Annotated in this window: 17 protein-coding genes; 7 read left to right on the forward strand and 10 right to left on the reverse strand. The window is 47.7% G+C overall.

The features are described 5' to 3' along the window. Position 1 precedes the first annotated feature (1 nt). From AC9UEO_RS10675 to AC9UEO_RS10685, 3 genes are read left to right on the forward strand one after another with little or no spacing between them, the layout of a single operon-like run. Complete coding sequence (locus AC9UEO_RS10675; RefSeq protein WP_509533036.1) at positions 2-796, forward strand: thiazole synthase; 795 nt, start codon at positions 2-4, stop codon at positions 794-796. After that, on the forward strand, positions 793-1,692 hold the full coding sequence (gene thiE / locus AC9UEO_RS10680; RefSeq protein WP_509533039.1) for a thiamine phosphate synthase: 900 nt from the start codon (positions 793-795) through the stop codon (positions 1,690-1,692). The genes AC9UEO_RS10675 and thiE overlap by 4 nt, the downstream gene beginning before the upstream one ends. A gap of 34 nt (positions 1,693-1,726) precedes the next feature. Next, positions 1,727-2,944: an MFS transporter gene (locus AC9UEO_RS10685; protein WP_509533041.1), complete on the forward strand. Its 1,218-nt coding sequence runs from the start codon at positions 1,727-1,729 to the stop codon at positions 2,942-2,944. A 13-nt stretch (positions 2,945-2,957) separates the two neighbouring features. Here AC9UEO_RS10685 and AC9UEO_RS10690 read toward each other — a convergent pair whose 3' ends face one another. The 3 genes from AC9UEO_RS10690 to AC9UEO_RS10700 form a co-directional block, all read right to left on the reverse strand. After that, positions 2,958-3,725, reverse strand: a complete 768-nt coding sequence (locus tag AC9UEO_RS10690) for a class II aldolase/adducin family protein (protein ID WP_509533084.1) — start codon at positions 3,723-3,725, stop codon at positions 2,958-2,960. A 73-nt stretch (positions 3,726-3,798) separates the two neighbouring features. Beyond that, complete coding sequence (locus AC9UEO_RS10695) at positions 3,799-5,043, reverse strand: branched-chain amino acid ABC transporter substrate-binding protein (RefSeq protein ID WP_509533044.1); 1,245 nt, start codon at positions 5,041-5,043, stop codon at positions 3,799-3,801. 29 nt (positions 5,044-5,072) lie between these two features. Further along, positions 5,073-6,695, reverse strand: a complete 1,623-nt coding sequence (locus AC9UEO_RS10700; RefSeq protein WP_509533047.1) for a long-chain-fatty-acid--CoA ligase — start codon at positions 6,693-6,695, stop codon at positions 5,073-5,075. 278 nt (positions 6,696-6,973) lie between these two features. On the opposite strand from AC9UEO_RS10700, the gene AC9UEO_RS10705 reads away from it, so the two are divergent. Beyond that, complete coding sequence (locus tag AC9UEO_RS10705; protein WP_509533051.1) at positions 6,974-7,387, forward strand: surface-adhesin E family protein; 414 nt, start codon at positions 6,974-6,976, stop codon at positions 7,385-7,387. A gap of 64 nt (positions 7,388-7,451) precedes the next feature. On the opposite strand, the gene ahpF is transcribed toward AC9UEO_RS10705, so the two are convergent. From ahpF to AC9UEO_RS10725, 4 genes are all read right to left on the reverse strand, one after another. Further along, positions 7,452-9,041 carry an alkyl hydroperoxide reductase subunit F gene (ahpF, locus tag AC9UEO_RS10710; RefSeq protein ID WP_509533054.1) on the reverse strand — a complete coding sequence of 530 codons (1,590 nt, stop codon included), beginning with the start codon at positions 9,039-9,041 and terminating at the stop codon, positions 7,452-7,454. Between the two features lie 17 nt (positions 9,042-9,058). After that, positions 9,059-9,622, reverse strand: a complete 564-nt coding sequence (gene ahpC / locus AC9UEO_RS10715) for an alkyl hydroperoxide reductase subunit C (protein ID WP_509533057.1) — start codon at positions 9,620-9,622, stop codon at positions 9,059-9,061. Between the two features lie 141 nt (positions 9,623-9,763). Next, positions 9,764-10,849, reverse strand: coding sequence for a calcium:cation antiporter (locus tag AC9UEO_RS10720; RefSeq protein ID WP_509533059.1), 1,086 nt, complete (start codon positions 10,847-10,849; stop codon positions 9,764-9,766). Positions 10,850-11,075: 226 nt separating this feature from the next. Further along, positions 11,076-11,360 carry a hypothetical protein gene (locus tag AC9UEO_RS10725; protein WP_509533062.1) on the reverse strand — a complete coding sequence of 95 codons (285 nt, stop codon included), beginning with the start codon at positions 11,358-11,360 and terminating at the stop codon, positions 11,076-11,078. A gap of 86 nt (positions 11,361-11,446) precedes the next feature. On the opposite strand from AC9UEO_RS10725, the gene AC9UEO_RS10730 reads away from it, so the two are divergent. Then, a complete protein-coding gene (locus AC9UEO_RS10730) occupies positions 11,447-12,082 on the forward strand; it encodes a TetR/AcrR family transcriptional regulator (RefSeq protein WP_509533065.1) in 636 nt (211 codons plus the stop codon). On the opposite strand, the gene AC9UEO_RS10735 is transcribed toward AC9UEO_RS10730, so the two are convergent. Beyond that, entirely contained in the window at positions 12,071-12,466 is a 396-nt protein-coding gene (locus AC9UEO_RS10735) for a hypothetical protein (protein ID WP_509533067.1), read from the reverse strand. The two genes, AC9UEO_RS10730 and AC9UEO_RS10735, sit on opposite strands and share 12 nt — an antisense overlap. A 91-nt stretch (positions 12,467-12,557) precedes the next feature. Beyond that, entirely contained in the window at positions 12,558-13,025 is a 468-nt protein-coding gene (locus AC9UEO_RS10740) for a hypothetical protein (RefSeq protein WP_509533069.1), read from the reverse strand. A 31-nt stretch (positions 13,026-13,056) separates the two neighbouring features. On the opposite strand from AC9UEO_RS10740, the gene AC9UEO_RS10745 reads away from it, so the two are divergent. Then, entirely contained in the window at positions 13,057-13,224 is a 168-nt protein-coding gene (locus AC9UEO_RS10745) for a DUF6803 family protein (protein ID WP_509533072.1), read from the forward strand. Positions 13,225-13,278: 54 nt separating this feature from the next. Here AC9UEO_RS10745 and AC9UEO_RS10750 read toward each other — a convergent pair whose 3' ends face one another. Next, positions 13,279-13,665: a surface-adhesin E family protein gene (locus AC9UEO_RS10750; RefSeq protein WP_509533075.1), complete on the reverse strand. Its 387-nt coding sequence runs from the start codon at positions 13,663-13,665 to the stop codon at positions 13,279-13,281. 746 nt (positions 13,666-14,411) lie between these two features. Here AC9UEO_RS10750 and AC9UEO_RS10755 point away from each other — a divergent pair. After that, complete coding sequence (locus AC9UEO_RS10755; protein WP_509533078.1) at positions 14,412-15,440, forward strand: tyrosine-type recombinase/integrase; 1,029 nt, start codon at positions 14,412-14,414, stop codon at positions 15,438-15,440. Positions 15,441-15,507: the final 67 nt, after the last annotated feature.

Here is a 15,507-nt window from a genome sequence, read left to right on the forward strand (position 1 = left end):
CATGACGACAACACCTGACGAGTGGAAGCTTTACGGAGAGACATTCAAAAGCAGGTTGCTGTTGGGAACTTCACGCTACCCATCGCCTGATATCTTGGCCAAGGCGGTGCAATTGGCGCAGCCAGCCATGCTGACGGCCTCTTTGCGACGGGAGAGTGCCCACGCAAAAGACTCGCCTGTTTTTTGGAAACTTCTGCAAAACATGAAGATACCTGTGCTGCCCAATACCGCTGGTTGCCACTCTGTCGATGAGGTTTACACCACCGCACAAATGGCTAGAGAAGTGTTTGAAACAGACTGGATCAAGCTGGAGTTGATCGGCGACGACTACACCTTGCAACCTGACACCTTGAATCTTCCCTTGGCTGCGGACAAGTTGATCAAACAAGGATTCAAAGTATTGCCCTATTGCACAGAAGATTTGGTGCTGTGCCAGCGGCTGGTGGATGTGGGTTGTCAGGCTGTGATGCCATGGGCCGCACCGATTGGAACAGGCAAAGGTCCTTTGAATGCCTATGCCATGCGAACGCTGCGTGAACGATTGAATGTGCCATTGATTGTCGATGCAGGTTTAGGTTTGCCCTCACACGCCTGTACCGTGATGGAATGGGGCTATGACGCGGTTTTGCTCAATACCGCTGTCGCTTTAGCCAATGATCCGGTTCACATGGCAGAGGCATTTGCCAATGCAGTCAAAGCGGGTAGATCTGCATTTTTATCGGGTGCGATGCACGCGCACGAATCGGCACAACCCAGCACACCCACATTGGGTACTCCTTTTTGGCACCACGCATGAACGACATCCTCCATCACGCAACATTGATTGCGTCCATTCACCCACTATTACAAATAGATCAGCCGCAACCCTGTGAGTTGTTTCTGTCGGAACTTCAAACAGGTCATTCCCCTGAATATCAGTCTGCTTGGCTGGGGGCTCGCAGTCTGGGCTTTATCGCTAAAGATGCTGAATGCGTAGCGAATGCATGGCAAGCACAAAGCCTTCGTTTGGGATCGTTTGATACCTCTTTATGGCCTTGCCATGCACAAGACTTTGGTATGTCAGTGGCAAAGGATGTACCCAGCTTTGCGCCCTGCCCCGACAAATTAGGACTGTACGCAGTTGTGCCAGACGCCCAATGGGTAGAAAAGGTAGTGCAACTGGGCGTTCCAACGGTGCAACTGCGCTTCAAATCCGATGACCCACGTGCCATCAGTCAACAAATCGCCCAATCCGTCAAAGCGGTGACAGGCACCCAAAGTTTGCTGTTCATCAACGACCACTGGCAACAAGCCCTAGAGGCTGGCGCTTATGGCGTTCATCTGGGACAAGAAGACATGCAAGAAGCCCCGCTTCAAACCCTGCGCTCGGCTGGCTTACGACTGGGTTTAAGCTCGCATGGCTACAGCGAAATGCAGTCAGCTTTCGAATGGCGTCCAAGCTATGTGGCTTTAGGCGCGGTTTTCCCGACCACGCTTAAGAAAATGCAAACCGCTGCGCAAGGCTTGGGCCGCTTGACAAAGTACGTGCAACTGATGAAGCACACCCCCTTGGTGGCTATTGGTGGCATCGATTTGCAGTCGCTTCCTGCAGTCATGCAAAGTGGGGTTGGCTCTGCTGCCGTGGTCAGAGCCATTACGGGTGCAGAAGATACTGCTCAAGCTATCCACGATTTAATGTATTGCATGAGGTAAACCTCCCTGCCTGCCACTCTCCATACTTATAGTTATGTTCCCATCTCACTATCAATCGCTGTTTAGCCATACAGCATTCATGCGGTTTTGGCTGGCCCGTTTGATGGGTATTTCTGCCAACCAAATGCTCATGCTTGGCATTGCTTGGCATATGTACGACATCACTGGCAGCGCTTGGGACTTAGGTTTGGTGGGTTTGTTTCAATTCATCCCCGCCCTGCTCATGGCCCTGCCAGCAGGGCAGTTGATCGACCGCCTTCACCGAGGTCGCATCTTTGCCAGTTGCATGTTGCTACAGGGTTTGGTCGCCCTTGTGCTTTTATGGGCAACCGTTAATCATGTCGAAAGTCGTGAATTGATTTTTGCGATTGCCTTAGTGTTGGGCATTAACCGATCCTTTCAAATGCCCTCGCAACAGGCCATCACGCCCTTGCTTGTGCCCAAAGAATTATTGCAACGTGCAACTGCGCTGAGCTCAACAGGTGTAGAAATCGCCATCATCGGTGGCCCTGCGGTGGGCGGTGCTATCTACACGCAAGGCGCGGCAAGTGTCTATATTTGCTGTGCGGTTTTGTTTGTCTGCGCTTTTGTTTTAACTTTGTCGGTGCGATACAAACACCTTCCCTCTTACTTGGCAGCGTCTTGGCATTCCCTTTTTGCGGGCATTCGCTTTGTCATGCAGCGAAAAGTCTTGTTGGGCGCTATTTCATTGGATTTATTTGCAGTCCTTTTAGGTGGAGCAACAGCTTTACTGCCAATTTTTGCCAAAGATATTTTGCATGGTGGTCCACAAGCCCTTGGTTTTTTACGCGCCGCACCGGCAGTGGGCGCCCTGTTGATGTCCATTGCCATGACACGTTGGCCCATCGAAAAAGCCATAGGCTACAAATTGTTGGCAGCAGTTGCAGTTTTTGGTTTGGCCAATATTGGTTTTGGGCTGTCAACGAATCTAGGCTTATCAATTTTCTTTTTAGCCATCGCAGGAGCGGCCGACAACATCAGCGTGGTCACACGATTGACCTTGATGCAAATAGAGACACCTGACGAAATGCGCGGTCGCGTTGCAGCGGTCAATGGTGTGTTCATTGGTGCGTCCAATGAATTGGGCGAGTTTGAATCTGGTGCCACTGCCGCACTGCTGGGCCCCGTAGGATCGGTGGTGTTGGGTGGTGTGGGAACGATGTTGGTGGCACTCGCTTGGCTCAAGCTGTTTCCAGCCTTGGCCAAACGTGACACCATGGCGTCAACTTAGGGGGCCTACTCGATCAATCAAACAGATCGGGCTGATCCTTGGAAATGCGAGCCAACAAAGGTTGAAATTGAAACCATCCCGCATATGAAGAGCCCACGATGGGAGAAGCTTGTTCTGCGGCAGCCTTGCTAACCATCTTCAAGGGTTTGCCGTGCGAGGCCGCTTCGGCCATCAACTGCACTTGGCAGCTACGTTCCATGGCGATATACCACCAAGCTGCTGCTTCGACAGAATCGCCCACCGTCAATAGGCCATGGTTTTGCAAAATCACACCCTTGTTTTTACCCAAGGCATTGGCAATACGGACGCCCTCTTCGAGTTCAAGGACAACGCCGTCAAAATCGTCATAGACCACGTGGTCGTTGTAAAAAGCACAGGAGTCTAGGGAAATAATATCCAAAGGTTTGCCAAGTGTGGACCAAGCACGGCCATGCGGCGCATGGGTATGTGCTGCGGCCACCACATCGGGTCGGGCATGGTGAATCCGAGAGTGAATCGCAAAGGCCGCCTCGTTGACAGGCAGCACCCCCTCCACCACGTTCCCGCGGTGGTCTACACGGATCAAATTGGAGACCTTGATCTGACTGAAATGCACTCCAAAGGGGTTGACCCAAAAAGTGTCGGTGAACTCTGGGTCACGTGCGGTGATGTGTCCGGCAACTCCTTCATCAAAACCAAAACGTGAAAACAAACGAAAAGCTGCAGCCAGCATTTGTTTACGGTGAATACGTTCGTCTTGAACATTGCTGAATTTTTGGGGCTGGGGTAAGGGTGGCGACATACCATCGCCGAGTTTTTGGTGACGGTCATGCATCATGGAAACTTCTGCGGGTGAATTCATGTTGTTTTTTCTCCTAGGGTGAGGGTCGCTTCATTTGACACGATGTGGGCTGTGAACTGATGTAGGCGTCCCAAACCGCCTCGGTACGAAAACCATAGCCTGTATTTTCAGAGTCATGCTTGACGCCTTTGCTGCCTTGCTTGGCCCAAATACCCAAATACAAGGGTGCTTCAAGTTGATGGTCAGTTTTTCGCATTTTGACTTCACCCAGTGGGCTTTTGTAACTCATACCTTCCAAGGTGAAAGCAACTTTTTTGGGGTCTGTGGACTTGGCCAGTTTGATAGCTTGGAAAAGCATATTCATGGTGTTCCAATGCGCTGCAAAAATAAAGTCTTCGTTGTATTTCTTTTTGTAGGCAATGTGAATTTTCTCGAGTTCAGGGGTGTTGGCATTGGTGTTCCAATTCCAAATGACGCCTACTTTGTTTTCTCCCCAAGAACCTAGCTGTGTGGGCGTTCCAGGATTGTTGGCATTCAGTGTGAAGAAGTTCACATTCAAACCAAAGTCTTTGGAAGCTTTCAGCAAAAGCGTGAGGTCGCTTCCCCAGTTTGAAGTGATGACGGTATCGGCACCCGTGGCTGCAATTTTGGCCACATAGGGGGCAAAGTCACGGATTTGCGCCATAGGGATGAACTCATTGGCAACGATTTGAATATCGGGTCGTTTGCGAGTGAGATACTCTTTGGCGGCTTTCGAGACCTGTTGTCCGTGGGTGTAGTCTTGGTTCAAGAGATAGACTTTTTTGATGTCTTTTCTGTTCACCAAATAGGTCGTCAACGCTTCCATCTGCATTTCGCTAGACGGATAGAAACGAAAATGCCAGAAGCTGCAACGGTCATTGGTCAGCAAAGGGTCCATGGCTGAGTAGTTCAGATACACCATGGCACGCTCGGGTTCACGATCGGCCAATTTATTGAGGGCATCCACCAAGGTCAAGGCCACCCCTGAGCCACCGCCTTGGGTGATGAAATGTATGCCTTTGTCAGAAGCAGCTTTAAGCATATTGATGCTCTCTTGGGTTGATCCCTTGTTATCGAATTCAACCACCTCAAATTTAGGATCGGCAGGGTCAGACTTGGCATTCAATTGCAAGACTACTTCTTTGAGCTGCTTTAACGATCCTTGCCCTGTCAAAGCGAACGGTCCCGACAGCACATCGATGAAGCCAATCTTGACTGTTTCACCAGCTTGCACAAAGCTGCAGCAAAAAAGGAAAATTGCAGCCAAAAGGCATCGATACAGTGTTAAAAAATGCATATTGCCGCCTTTGAAAAATAGTTAGCCACTTATTCGGAAAAGATGCTGCCATATTGAATACGCAGTTCAGCCTTTTGCACTTTACCCGTTCCACCCACAGGCAAGCCAGCAACGAAGATGATGTCATCTGGCACCCACCACTTGGCCACACGCTCAGACAGGAAGTCAAGAATTTCTTGCTTGTTAGAAAAATCTTCCTGTTTACGCACGATCAAAAGCAAAGGTCGCTCATCCCACTTAGGATGCTTTACACCAATCACCGCTGCCATCGCCACCTGCGGATGCGCCGCGGCAGCGTTTTCAAGTTCAATCGAACTGATCCATTCACCGCCAGACTTGATCACATCCTTCGTTCGGTCACGTATTTGCATCACTCCATCGGGGCTGATGGTTGCAATGTCACCTGTTGGGAACCAACCATTTACCAGGGCTGTGGCTTCGGCCTTGTGGTAGTTGTCAACAATCCATTGCCCACGCACCATCAGCTCGCCTTGAGCCTGACCATCACGTGGCAGGGTATTGCCTTCCTCGTCCACAATTTTGAGCTCAATGCCAAACACAGACTTGCCCTGTTTAGCAATCAAATCATGTCGCAAGGCATTAGGCAAAGCTTGCTCTTCATTGTTTAAATTGCTGATGGTGGCAACAGCTGTGGTCTCGGTCATGCCCCAACCGTGTCGCACATCCACCTGATACACATCGCTGAACTTTGCAATCAATGCTTTGGGCATGGCTGAACCGCCCACGCCTGTTCTGCGCATGGTGGTGAAGCGAAGATTGTTTTGCTCCAAGTGCTGAACCAGGCCCATCCAAATGGTTGGCACACCAGCGCTTAAGGTGACTTTTTCGGACTCCATCAGTTCATACAAACTGGCGCCATCCAACTTCGGCCCAGGCAATACCAATTTGGCTCCGGCAATCAAACAAGCATAAGGTAGGCACCATGCATTAATATGAAACATGGGAACAACAGGTAAGACCGTTTCTTGCGAAGAGATATTCAAAACATTAGGCAAACAAGCCGACAAAGCACTCAGCGCAATGGCTCTGTGCGAATACATAACCCCTTTAGGGTTTCCGGTGGTGCCTGAGGTATAGCAAAGCGCTGCGCCTGTGTTTTCGTCTAAGTCGGGCCAAGTTAAATCACTGCTGTGAGGCGAAATTAAGTCTTCATAATTTTGAACGTCAAGCCCCTCAATCTCAGGGGTATGGGCTTTATCGCTCATGCAAACCCAGTGCTTCACATGGGGGCACAGTTTGGCAATCACTTGAACCAAAGGCGCAAAGGTACTGTCAAACAGAATGACTTGATCTTCTGCATGGTTAATGATGTAAGACAGTTGATCGGGGTGCAAACGAGGATTACAGGTATGCATCACCATGCCCAACCCAGACACCGCGTAGTAAGCCTCCAGGTGCCTGTAATTGTTCCAAGCTATGGAGCCGATCACGCTATACGGTTTCAAGCCAAGAGACCGCAATGCATGGGCCAACTGCCTTGCTCGGTGAGCTAACTGACGAAAGGTGTAAGTGTGCAAGGGTCCATGCGTTTCACGACTGACCACTTGCTGAGCGCCAAATTGACCAGCGCCGTGCTCCAAGATGGCCGATACCAGCAAGGGCCGGTTCATCATTTGCCCAATCAATTGCATGTTTATCCTCTCAACAAACCAACCGTTCATCCTCTCATCAAATGCCCCTCCCGAAGATCAAGGCATTCCCCATGTTCTAAATCCGCCTAAACATACACAATAGTATTCAAAATAAGTAATTGAATAGATTTTGAATCGATATATTTCAATTATTCTTACAATTGAATCAATTAAAAATGTTTTTTAGGGTAATATTCGTTTCGTTGAATCACTTATTGAAGAACAAAATTTATTCATCAAAGGGTTCAAGCAACATTCACCCAACAGGAGTTACCCATATGAAAACATCTATTTTTAAACTGATCGCCATCTCTTCCTTGTCCATGCTCGCATCCGTTTCGCATGCAGCATGGGATATCAGCATTTCTCAAGGCAAGAGCCAATTGCTTGTTGCCTCAAATTCTTTCGCTGCTGACGGTGAACTTCGATTCGCCTCACAAATGATCAGCACCAACGAACCTGATTCCAACGGCTTTGTCTATGTTGAAAACATCGCTCAATACAACTGCCAAAAAAATGCTTACCAACTGGTCAAGTCCGTTGGTTTCAAAAGCTGGGACGACAAAGGCGTGAGTGTTGACCAAGCTATGGGTAAATGGAACGTTGTCAAAGTCGGTTCTCCTGAACAACTCATGATCAACCAACTTTGCAAGCAGTCAGTGGCTGATGCTTCCAGCTTCATTAACAAGTAATTCACCCCAATTAAAAAAACCTCTGCAGCGAAAGCTGCAGAGGTTTTTTTAATGTCTACAGTTCTTAGCTCAGTGAAAGTTCTTCAACAGGTACAGCATTGGGAGTTCGAATCAAATAATCAAACGCACTGAGCGCCGCTTTAGCGCCCTCGCCTGCTGCAATGACAATTTGCTTGTACGGCACGGTGGTCACATCCCCTGCTGCAAAAACACCGGCCAAGTTGGTATGGCATTTGGCATCCACCACAATTTCGCCGAACTTGCTCAATTCGACCGTACCCTTCAAGAACTCGGTGTTGGGTACCAAGCCAATTTGTACAAACACCCCTTGAAGTACCACAGTGTGTTCTTCTTGGGTGACGCGGTCTTTGAACCGCAGACCGTTGACTTTTTGACCATCGCCCGTGATTTCAGTGGTTTGCGCATTCACCTGTATGGTCACATTGGGCAAACTTTTGAGCTTGCTCACCAACACCGCGTCGGCCTTTAAGGCATGGGCAAACTCGACCAAAGTCACATGGGCCACCACGCCCGCTAAATCGATGGCGGCCTCCACGCCGGAGTTGCCCCCGCCGATGACGGCCACACGCTTGCCTTTGAACAAAGGACCATCGCAATGCGGGCAATAAGCCACACCTTTGTTTTTGTATTGCTCTTCGCCCGGTACATTCACATTGCGCCAACGCGCTCCAGTGGACAAGATGACACTGCGTGAGCTGAGTACCCCACCATTGGCCATGTGCACCTGTACCAAGCCACCCACCTCTTTGGCAGGCACGATTTTTTCAGCTCTTTGCAAATTCATGATGTCTACTTCATAGTGACGCACCTGCGCTTCCAAAGCAGCTGCAAACTTAGGGCCGTCGGTTTCAAGTACCGAGATGTAGTTCTCAATCGCCATGGTGTCATTGGTTTGGCCGCCAAAACGCTCGGCCGCGACGCCCACGCGTATCCCTTTGCGAGCAGCGTACACAGCAGCGGCTGCACCTGCTGGCCCGCCACCCACGATCAACACATCGAAGGGCTCTTTTTCGCTCAGCTTGATCGCTTCACGCTCAGCGGCGTTGGTATCGAGCTTGGCCAAGATTTCTTCCAAACCCATACGACCCGAACCAAACACTTGATCGTTCAAATAGACCATGGGCACCGCCATCACCTGGCGTGCCTCCACCTCGGCTTGGTTCAAACCGCCGTCAATGATGGTGGTTTGAATGCGCGGGTTGTAAATCGCCATCAAGGTGGCCGCCTGCACCACATCGGGACAGTTGTGGCAAGACAAAGACATGTAGACCTCTAAATGCATGTCGCGGTCCAAAGCCTTGATTTGCGCCATCACCTCTGGCTCGACTTTGGGCGGGTGACCACCCGTCCAAAGCAAAGCCAATACCAGTGAAGTGAACTCATGCCCTAAGGGAATGGCCGCAAAACGCACACCGCGGGTGTCGTTTTCTTTGGCCACCACAAATGAAGGCACGCGCTGGTCTGCTCCCTTGTCCTCAAAACTCACTTTGTCCGACAGTTGAGCAATGTCGGTCAAAAGCTCGCGCATTTCTGCACTTTTATCGCTGCCATCCAGGCTTGCCACCAAGCGAATGGGTTGGCGCAAGTTTTGCAAATAAGCTTGCAACTGGGCTTTCATTTGTGTATCGAGCATGGGGTTTCCTTGTGCGCTTAGATCTTGCCGACGAGGTCGAGCGAGGGCGTCAAGGTTTTGGCGCCTTCGTTCCACTTGGCTGGACATACTTGGCCAGGGTTGGCCGCGGTGTACTGGGCCGCTTTGAGTTTGCGCAGGGTTTCTTTGACATCACGTGCGATTTCATTGGAATGCACTTCTGCCGTTTTGATGATGCCCTCTGGGTTGATGACAAAGGTGCCGCGCAAGGCCAAGCCCTCTTCTTCAATGTGCACGCCAAAAGCACGTGTCAATTGGTGTGTGGGGTCGCCAATCAAAGGAAACTTGGCCTTGCCAACAGCAGGCGATGTTTCATGCCAGACCTTGTGGGCAAAGTGGGTGTCGGTGGTGACGATGTAGACCTCTGCACCTGCTTTTTGAAATTCGGCGTAGTTGTCAGCGGCGTCTTCCACTTCGGTGGGGCAATTGAAGGTGAAAGCAGCGGGCATGAAAATCAGCACCGACCACTCGCCTTTGAGCGACTCATTGGAGACTTGAACGAATTTTCCGTTGTGAAAAGCTTGTGCCTTGAAGGGCTGAACTTGGGTGTTGATGATGGACATGGATGATTCCTTTCAATGGTTGATAAAAACTATCTAATGAGCGAAACTCATTGAAGGCAATCATAATGGAATATCGGGTTTACCCTGATTGTTTGTATCAATGCACAGCATTGACTCAGCCTAATGCGGCGCTGATTAACGCTAGGGAACCAAGGTTAAAAACAGGAAAGCTATAAACAAAACCAAGTGAATGGCGCCTTGCATCACATTGGTTCTGCCAGAGCCCAAGGTAATCGAACCCACTAAAAAGGTCAAGCCCAGTAAAACCACATCTTTAACTTCAATGCCAAGCATCAAATCAAATTTAAAGACCACCGAACACAGCACTACCAGCGGAATGGTTAAACCAATGCTTGCCAAGGCGGAACCCACTGCCAAATTCATACTGGTCTGCAAACGATCCGCTCTTGCTGCGCGTAATGCGGCCCAAGTCTCAGGGAGTAACACAATGATCGCAATCAAGATACCCACAGTGGCATCTGGCGCCTTATAGACAGTGACCAAGGATTTGATGACTGGTGAAAGTAACTTGGCAAAACCCACGACACACACCAGCGATACCATCAAAAAAACAAAACTCAACCATGCTTGCCGTGATGAGGGTGGGGCTGCGTGAACAGATTCGTCTTGAAAATCCTCGGCAGGAAGAAAGTAGTCGCGGTGGCGCACAGTTTGGATAAAAACAAAAACCAACCAAAGCGAAAGCGAAGAAAGTGCCACAAACAGCAATTGAGCGTTTGTGTAGGTTCCCTCAGGCGAACTGACGGTGTACAAGGGCATGACCAGCACCAAAACAGACAAAGTGGCCAGCGCAGCAAAGCCAGAGCCTGTGCCTTCAATTCGAAAAAGCTGTTCTTTGTGGTGAAAGCCCCCAATCAATAAAGACAAGCCAACAACCCCATTGCAAATAATCATCACAGCAGAGTAAATGGTGTCTCTGGGTAAAGCCGCGTTTTTGCCCCCCTCTGTGAACATGATGGACAAGATCATGGCCGTCTCGATCACGGTCACAGCCAAAGCCAAAACCAAAGTGCCGAATGGCTCACCAAGACGATGGGCAATCACTTCCGCATGATGAACCGATGCGATTACCCCCAAAATCATGATGGCAAAAGCAAAAAACGCCATGGCACCCATCAGGGAGACCGACAAAAGAGCGTAAAGCACTACGCCGCATAACAAAGGAGAAATTTCAGGCCATAGATTGAAAACAGCTCTAAGTTTCATTGCGGTGCTTCTGGTATGAATGCATGCGCAATCAAAGCATCAGTGTAAAAATGCGTGCGCAAAAACCCACACTGAACACCATACTCAATAAGCCAATGTATTGCTTAGATCCAGACATACAGAGACTCCAAAAATTAATTCATCATCACATAGATGAAATCCCATTTTATTCAATATGGAATCGATTTTGGAGTGCGCTTGTGGGTCACGCAGTATGGATGAGACTCTAGCTTGAATAATGCGCAAAAAGTGAGGCGTAACGATTGGGAGCGACTGAAGACAGGTTTTTTCCTGTCAACTCCTCTTTTCTCTTTCGAATCCAAGTCATGGGCGTCATGAGTTTTTGTTTTGAAAACTCTGATTGCAAAGTTAAATGGTCTAAGCCACTCACAGTCATCAAATCAATCCAGTTGATTTGCTGATCAATATGCGCATCAATCCACGAACACAAATCGTCTATAGATTTGAGGTTGAGGTGTGCGCCTTCATGCGTAAATTGTTTAGTCAACATTTGTCAGTTCACCAAAATAGTGCAAAATCAAGTCTATTGCAAATAGGGTAATTAAGTGTTCGGTTTATTTAAATGCATTGAATATCTTGAAAAAAACACCTTTACCAAGGAAGAAACCCAGCCAAAGTCGATCCCAGATCACTTTGCAATCCCTACAAGAAGCATTTGTTCGGGTTTTGATTGAGCGCGGGTATGAAAAAATGACAATCCGTGAGGTTGTTGCTGTCGCTGGCGTTGGAATTGGTACTTTTTACGATTACATGCCAAATTTACGGTCATTGGCAGGTTCGGCGATCAACAGAAGATGCACTGAATCTGCGGCAGTTCTGAGTTCGACCATGACCCATCACGAAGGACTTTCAATTGAGTTAACGGTCGAGCATTTGCTAAAGGCGTTGGTTAAGGAAGGTTTTGGCAACCCCAAAGAATGGACGGCACTGTTGCTGCTTGAAAGACAAGTATCCTCGGCTGACGCATTGAAAAAAATTCATGATCTGTATGTACAAATATGGGCAAGTGCGATAAGGCATTCAAATTTTGAAATCGACGAAGACAAACTCATTGGAGTATCCAGAATGGCCCATGCCATCAGCTACGGCTGGTACTCGCATGACCTGCTGTTCTACATAGACGATCCTCGGTACAGAAGATCAATTGATGAAATTACTCAGGGCATTGTTGGCATCATCAAGCTTACGGTTACTCCTCAATTAGTGCCTTAGATAAACGACAACGCAAGAAAACGCAATGATGAAGATCCAAACCACCAAAGCGTTATTACCCAAAAAATTGATGGCCTTTTCTTCCATCAATAAATGAGCAGGAATATTGGGATTTCCTTCAGAGACAGAAGCGATAAATGGTTGTCGAACTGGGTCTGCGTTAACGCACCAATCATCAATTGTTGCACCCAAGAAAGCGGATGAATCTTTAGCCAATTCTTTTTCCAACAAAATGCAACGCGAAGCCAGCACGTAAGCCGCATGAGGGTGAGAAGACATCACCTCATTGATCAGTGTGTTTGCTTGAGCGTCCACTTCGAGAGGACGAGTCTGTTGTAAATCGCGGAGAAACTGTGTCAATGTTTCACGTTCATTTCCTGTCATTTAATGCTCCTTGAGATGATTCCTCAACTTGAAAATGAGGATGATTTTCTGGAAGTTCAAAAAGAATAACCAAAAGTGGGAATAGAATAAATCAAACCAAAATCCAGCTAAAAAAACCACCTATACCAATATTGATGGTGATGAAAAGAGCCAATGCAGCTCCCCACTTTGCTGCGAAATTGAGCATGAACAAGAGGCCAACACAAAGCTCTCCCAAGGTCAATACATAAGCAATCAAAAAGGCATTGGGTATGGCAAAGGTGGTCAAGTATTGATGCGCAAAAGTTTCAGCAGGAATATCTAGCAGTCGCTCAAGAAACATGGATTTCAAAATATCTGACCACAGTAGACCTACCAGTAACTTGAAGCAGCCGCCCAAGAAAAAATAAAGCCCATAAAGCTGCCTTCCCCTTCTCAGTAGCACCCAAGGAAGTGGCAGTTGTGTAACCGACATTGAGTCAACTGTAGGTTCATCTGGAGACGACATTTTCCATCTAGCTAGTAATAAGTTGCAATAATACGAATCTCCTACCAATGTAATCGGATAACTTGGTGCCAAATCACAGTAAAAACCCGCGGAATTCGTTGGGATGAATGAAGTAACTCTCTTAAATGACAAGCTGAAAGCTCATGCTAATTGTGCTGCTGCATTTTTAGTTTTTGGGCATATCGCCATGATTGCAGACATGCTTGACCAGACCCTTCTTGGCTTTCAAGCAGATACCTCTTCTGCAATGCCAATCAAGCACGATCACTAGACGGATCGCTCTGGTTTTGCTGTTGACACCTAAAACGTCAACAGCAAAATAAAATTATCTTTTACAAACAGATTGTCGCGTTTTTTCAAGCGCTTCTTGCTGGGCAATTTCTTTCCAATTTTCATCAGCGTCAGAGACTCTTTCTAGCACTTTTCCCATAGCGCCTTTTTCATTAAAGAAAAAAGTTGTGATGTTGGCATAACGAGAATTTTCACAATCAAACTTATAGTAAACATTCAGCGACAGCGCTTGCCCTTCAGCAGAACTAACTGGCTTTGCTAGGTTGTTCAGCAGCCATACCTTGCGTGTAGATCCATATATTCCTATCGATAGCGGATCATAAAAATAATTGTCTTTACCGTTATCGTTATTGACAGAAATCCATTCGGCGCAGGCAGCACAGCTTATGAACATTAAGCCGATCAACAGTAGTTTTTTCATAGAGTTACACCAGGGGTTGTTTAAAAAAGAATTAACAAAGGCGGTTGAGCCAAATGCTACAGCGCTAAATCACATTTCAACAACTAATGTAACTTCGCCATTAGCCGCAACTCACAGTAAAAACCCGAAAAATTAGCTGCTTGATGATTGCATTGATTGAAATGACACACCTTTGAAAAAATAGAAAATTAAGGGAATGATTATTTTTTTGCTACAATCGGGGCCAAGTAAATGAGCATGAGTCAACCCATACAGGTGACACCCCTCAAGCATGTTTCTTGCTAGAAAAAACCGAATACATTCCTCGATAGCTCAGTTGGTAGAGCACCGGACTGTTAACTCCGCAGAAACAGTTCCCTACTTAAAAATACCCCTAAAAAACCAATATAAATCAACAATTTATAACAAATATTTAACGTAAAGTACCAATTACACGGTTATTACACGAATACATCGTAGGCTTCTCACATTATGGGAAGTTGCATATTGCAACTGACGATTTGAAAACCTAGTTTTTGCTGCTGGCACCCTCCTCTTAACGTGCCAAAACAAAGTTGGCTTTCATTACCCCAAACTTTGATTTGAGTGCTTATTCAATTTCTGTTTATCCAAGCTGCTTGAGAGTCCGTCCAATGCTTAGTGACACTCACTGAAGCGGTTGCCCAAACCGTGGTGCTGAAACTAAATTTATGTGAAGTCCAAAGAATTGCTGCATTTGCTTAGGCTGTGCACCTTTTAAGAATCACATGACACATGAAATTCAAATTGCACCACGCACTTATCTCAACACCAAGATCACAAGGCGCATCAACGTCAGCGGTATCGACGTTGATGAGGACTTGATCAAGGAGTTGCTGATCAAACACCTTCAAGACTTCAACAGCAAGCAACGCCCCAAGTTGTCGGATGCGTTTGAAATCTACATGACTGAGAACACCTCAGCCCACAGACGCAAATTCAAACTCAATGCCAATCAGTACTTCAAACGCTTTGTGGCGCAGTTTGGCGACATGTACTTGGATGAACTCAGACATTGGCATATCACCGAGTACCGAGATCACCGTTTGGCTGAAGGCCTTCATCCCAACAGCGTTCGAAAGCACAACAACATCCTCAACGCCATGATTAACATGGCATTCAAGCATTTGGATATTGACAGACTCAGCCCATTCAGAGGCCTGCAGATCCGAGGCGAAGGTGAAAACACGAGACCTATCCCCAACATCACCAAAGAACTGATGCATGAGGTCAAGGCGTTTCTGATTGCCCACTCTACACCGGCCAGTATGGTGGGGTTGATTCAACTCAATACAGGCTTTCGAATCTCTGAGCCCACGCTTGCAAGACTGGAGGATTTGGTTCTGGACCATGACATTCCGCACCTGTGGATCAGAAAGAACGAGTTATCTGACCGCAAGACCAGAGCCAGCATCAGGGCTGTACCTCTATTGGGTATATCGCTTGAAGCCGCCAAAGAGTTGCACAGCCGCGCAAAGCGTAAAAATTCACCTTGGCTGCTGCCTCAATACGCCAAGGAGTTTGGTGGCTGCTCATGCTCAGCCATCCTGAACAAGAACCTGAAGCCACTCAACTTCAGAAGCCACATGTTCAGGCATGCTTTCATTGACCGGCTTAAAGCTTGCAATGACATTCCACTGCCCTTGGCTGAAAGCATCACTGGACACGGGCGCGGGCAATCTGATTTTGCTGTGTATGGAACAGTTGGCTATTCATTGGAACAAAAGCTTGAGGTGATTCGCAAGGTTCTGATCTAAGAACCCTGGAAATAGCCCCGACGAAACCTGTTGGGGCTATTCCAAAAATTGGATACTGGACTCGGAG

The sequence above is a fragment of the Limnohabitans sp. genome (assembly GCF_040401495.1).
Lineage (GTDB): Bacteria > Pseudomonadota > Gammaproteobacteria > Burkholderiales > Burkholderiaceae_C > Limnohabitans.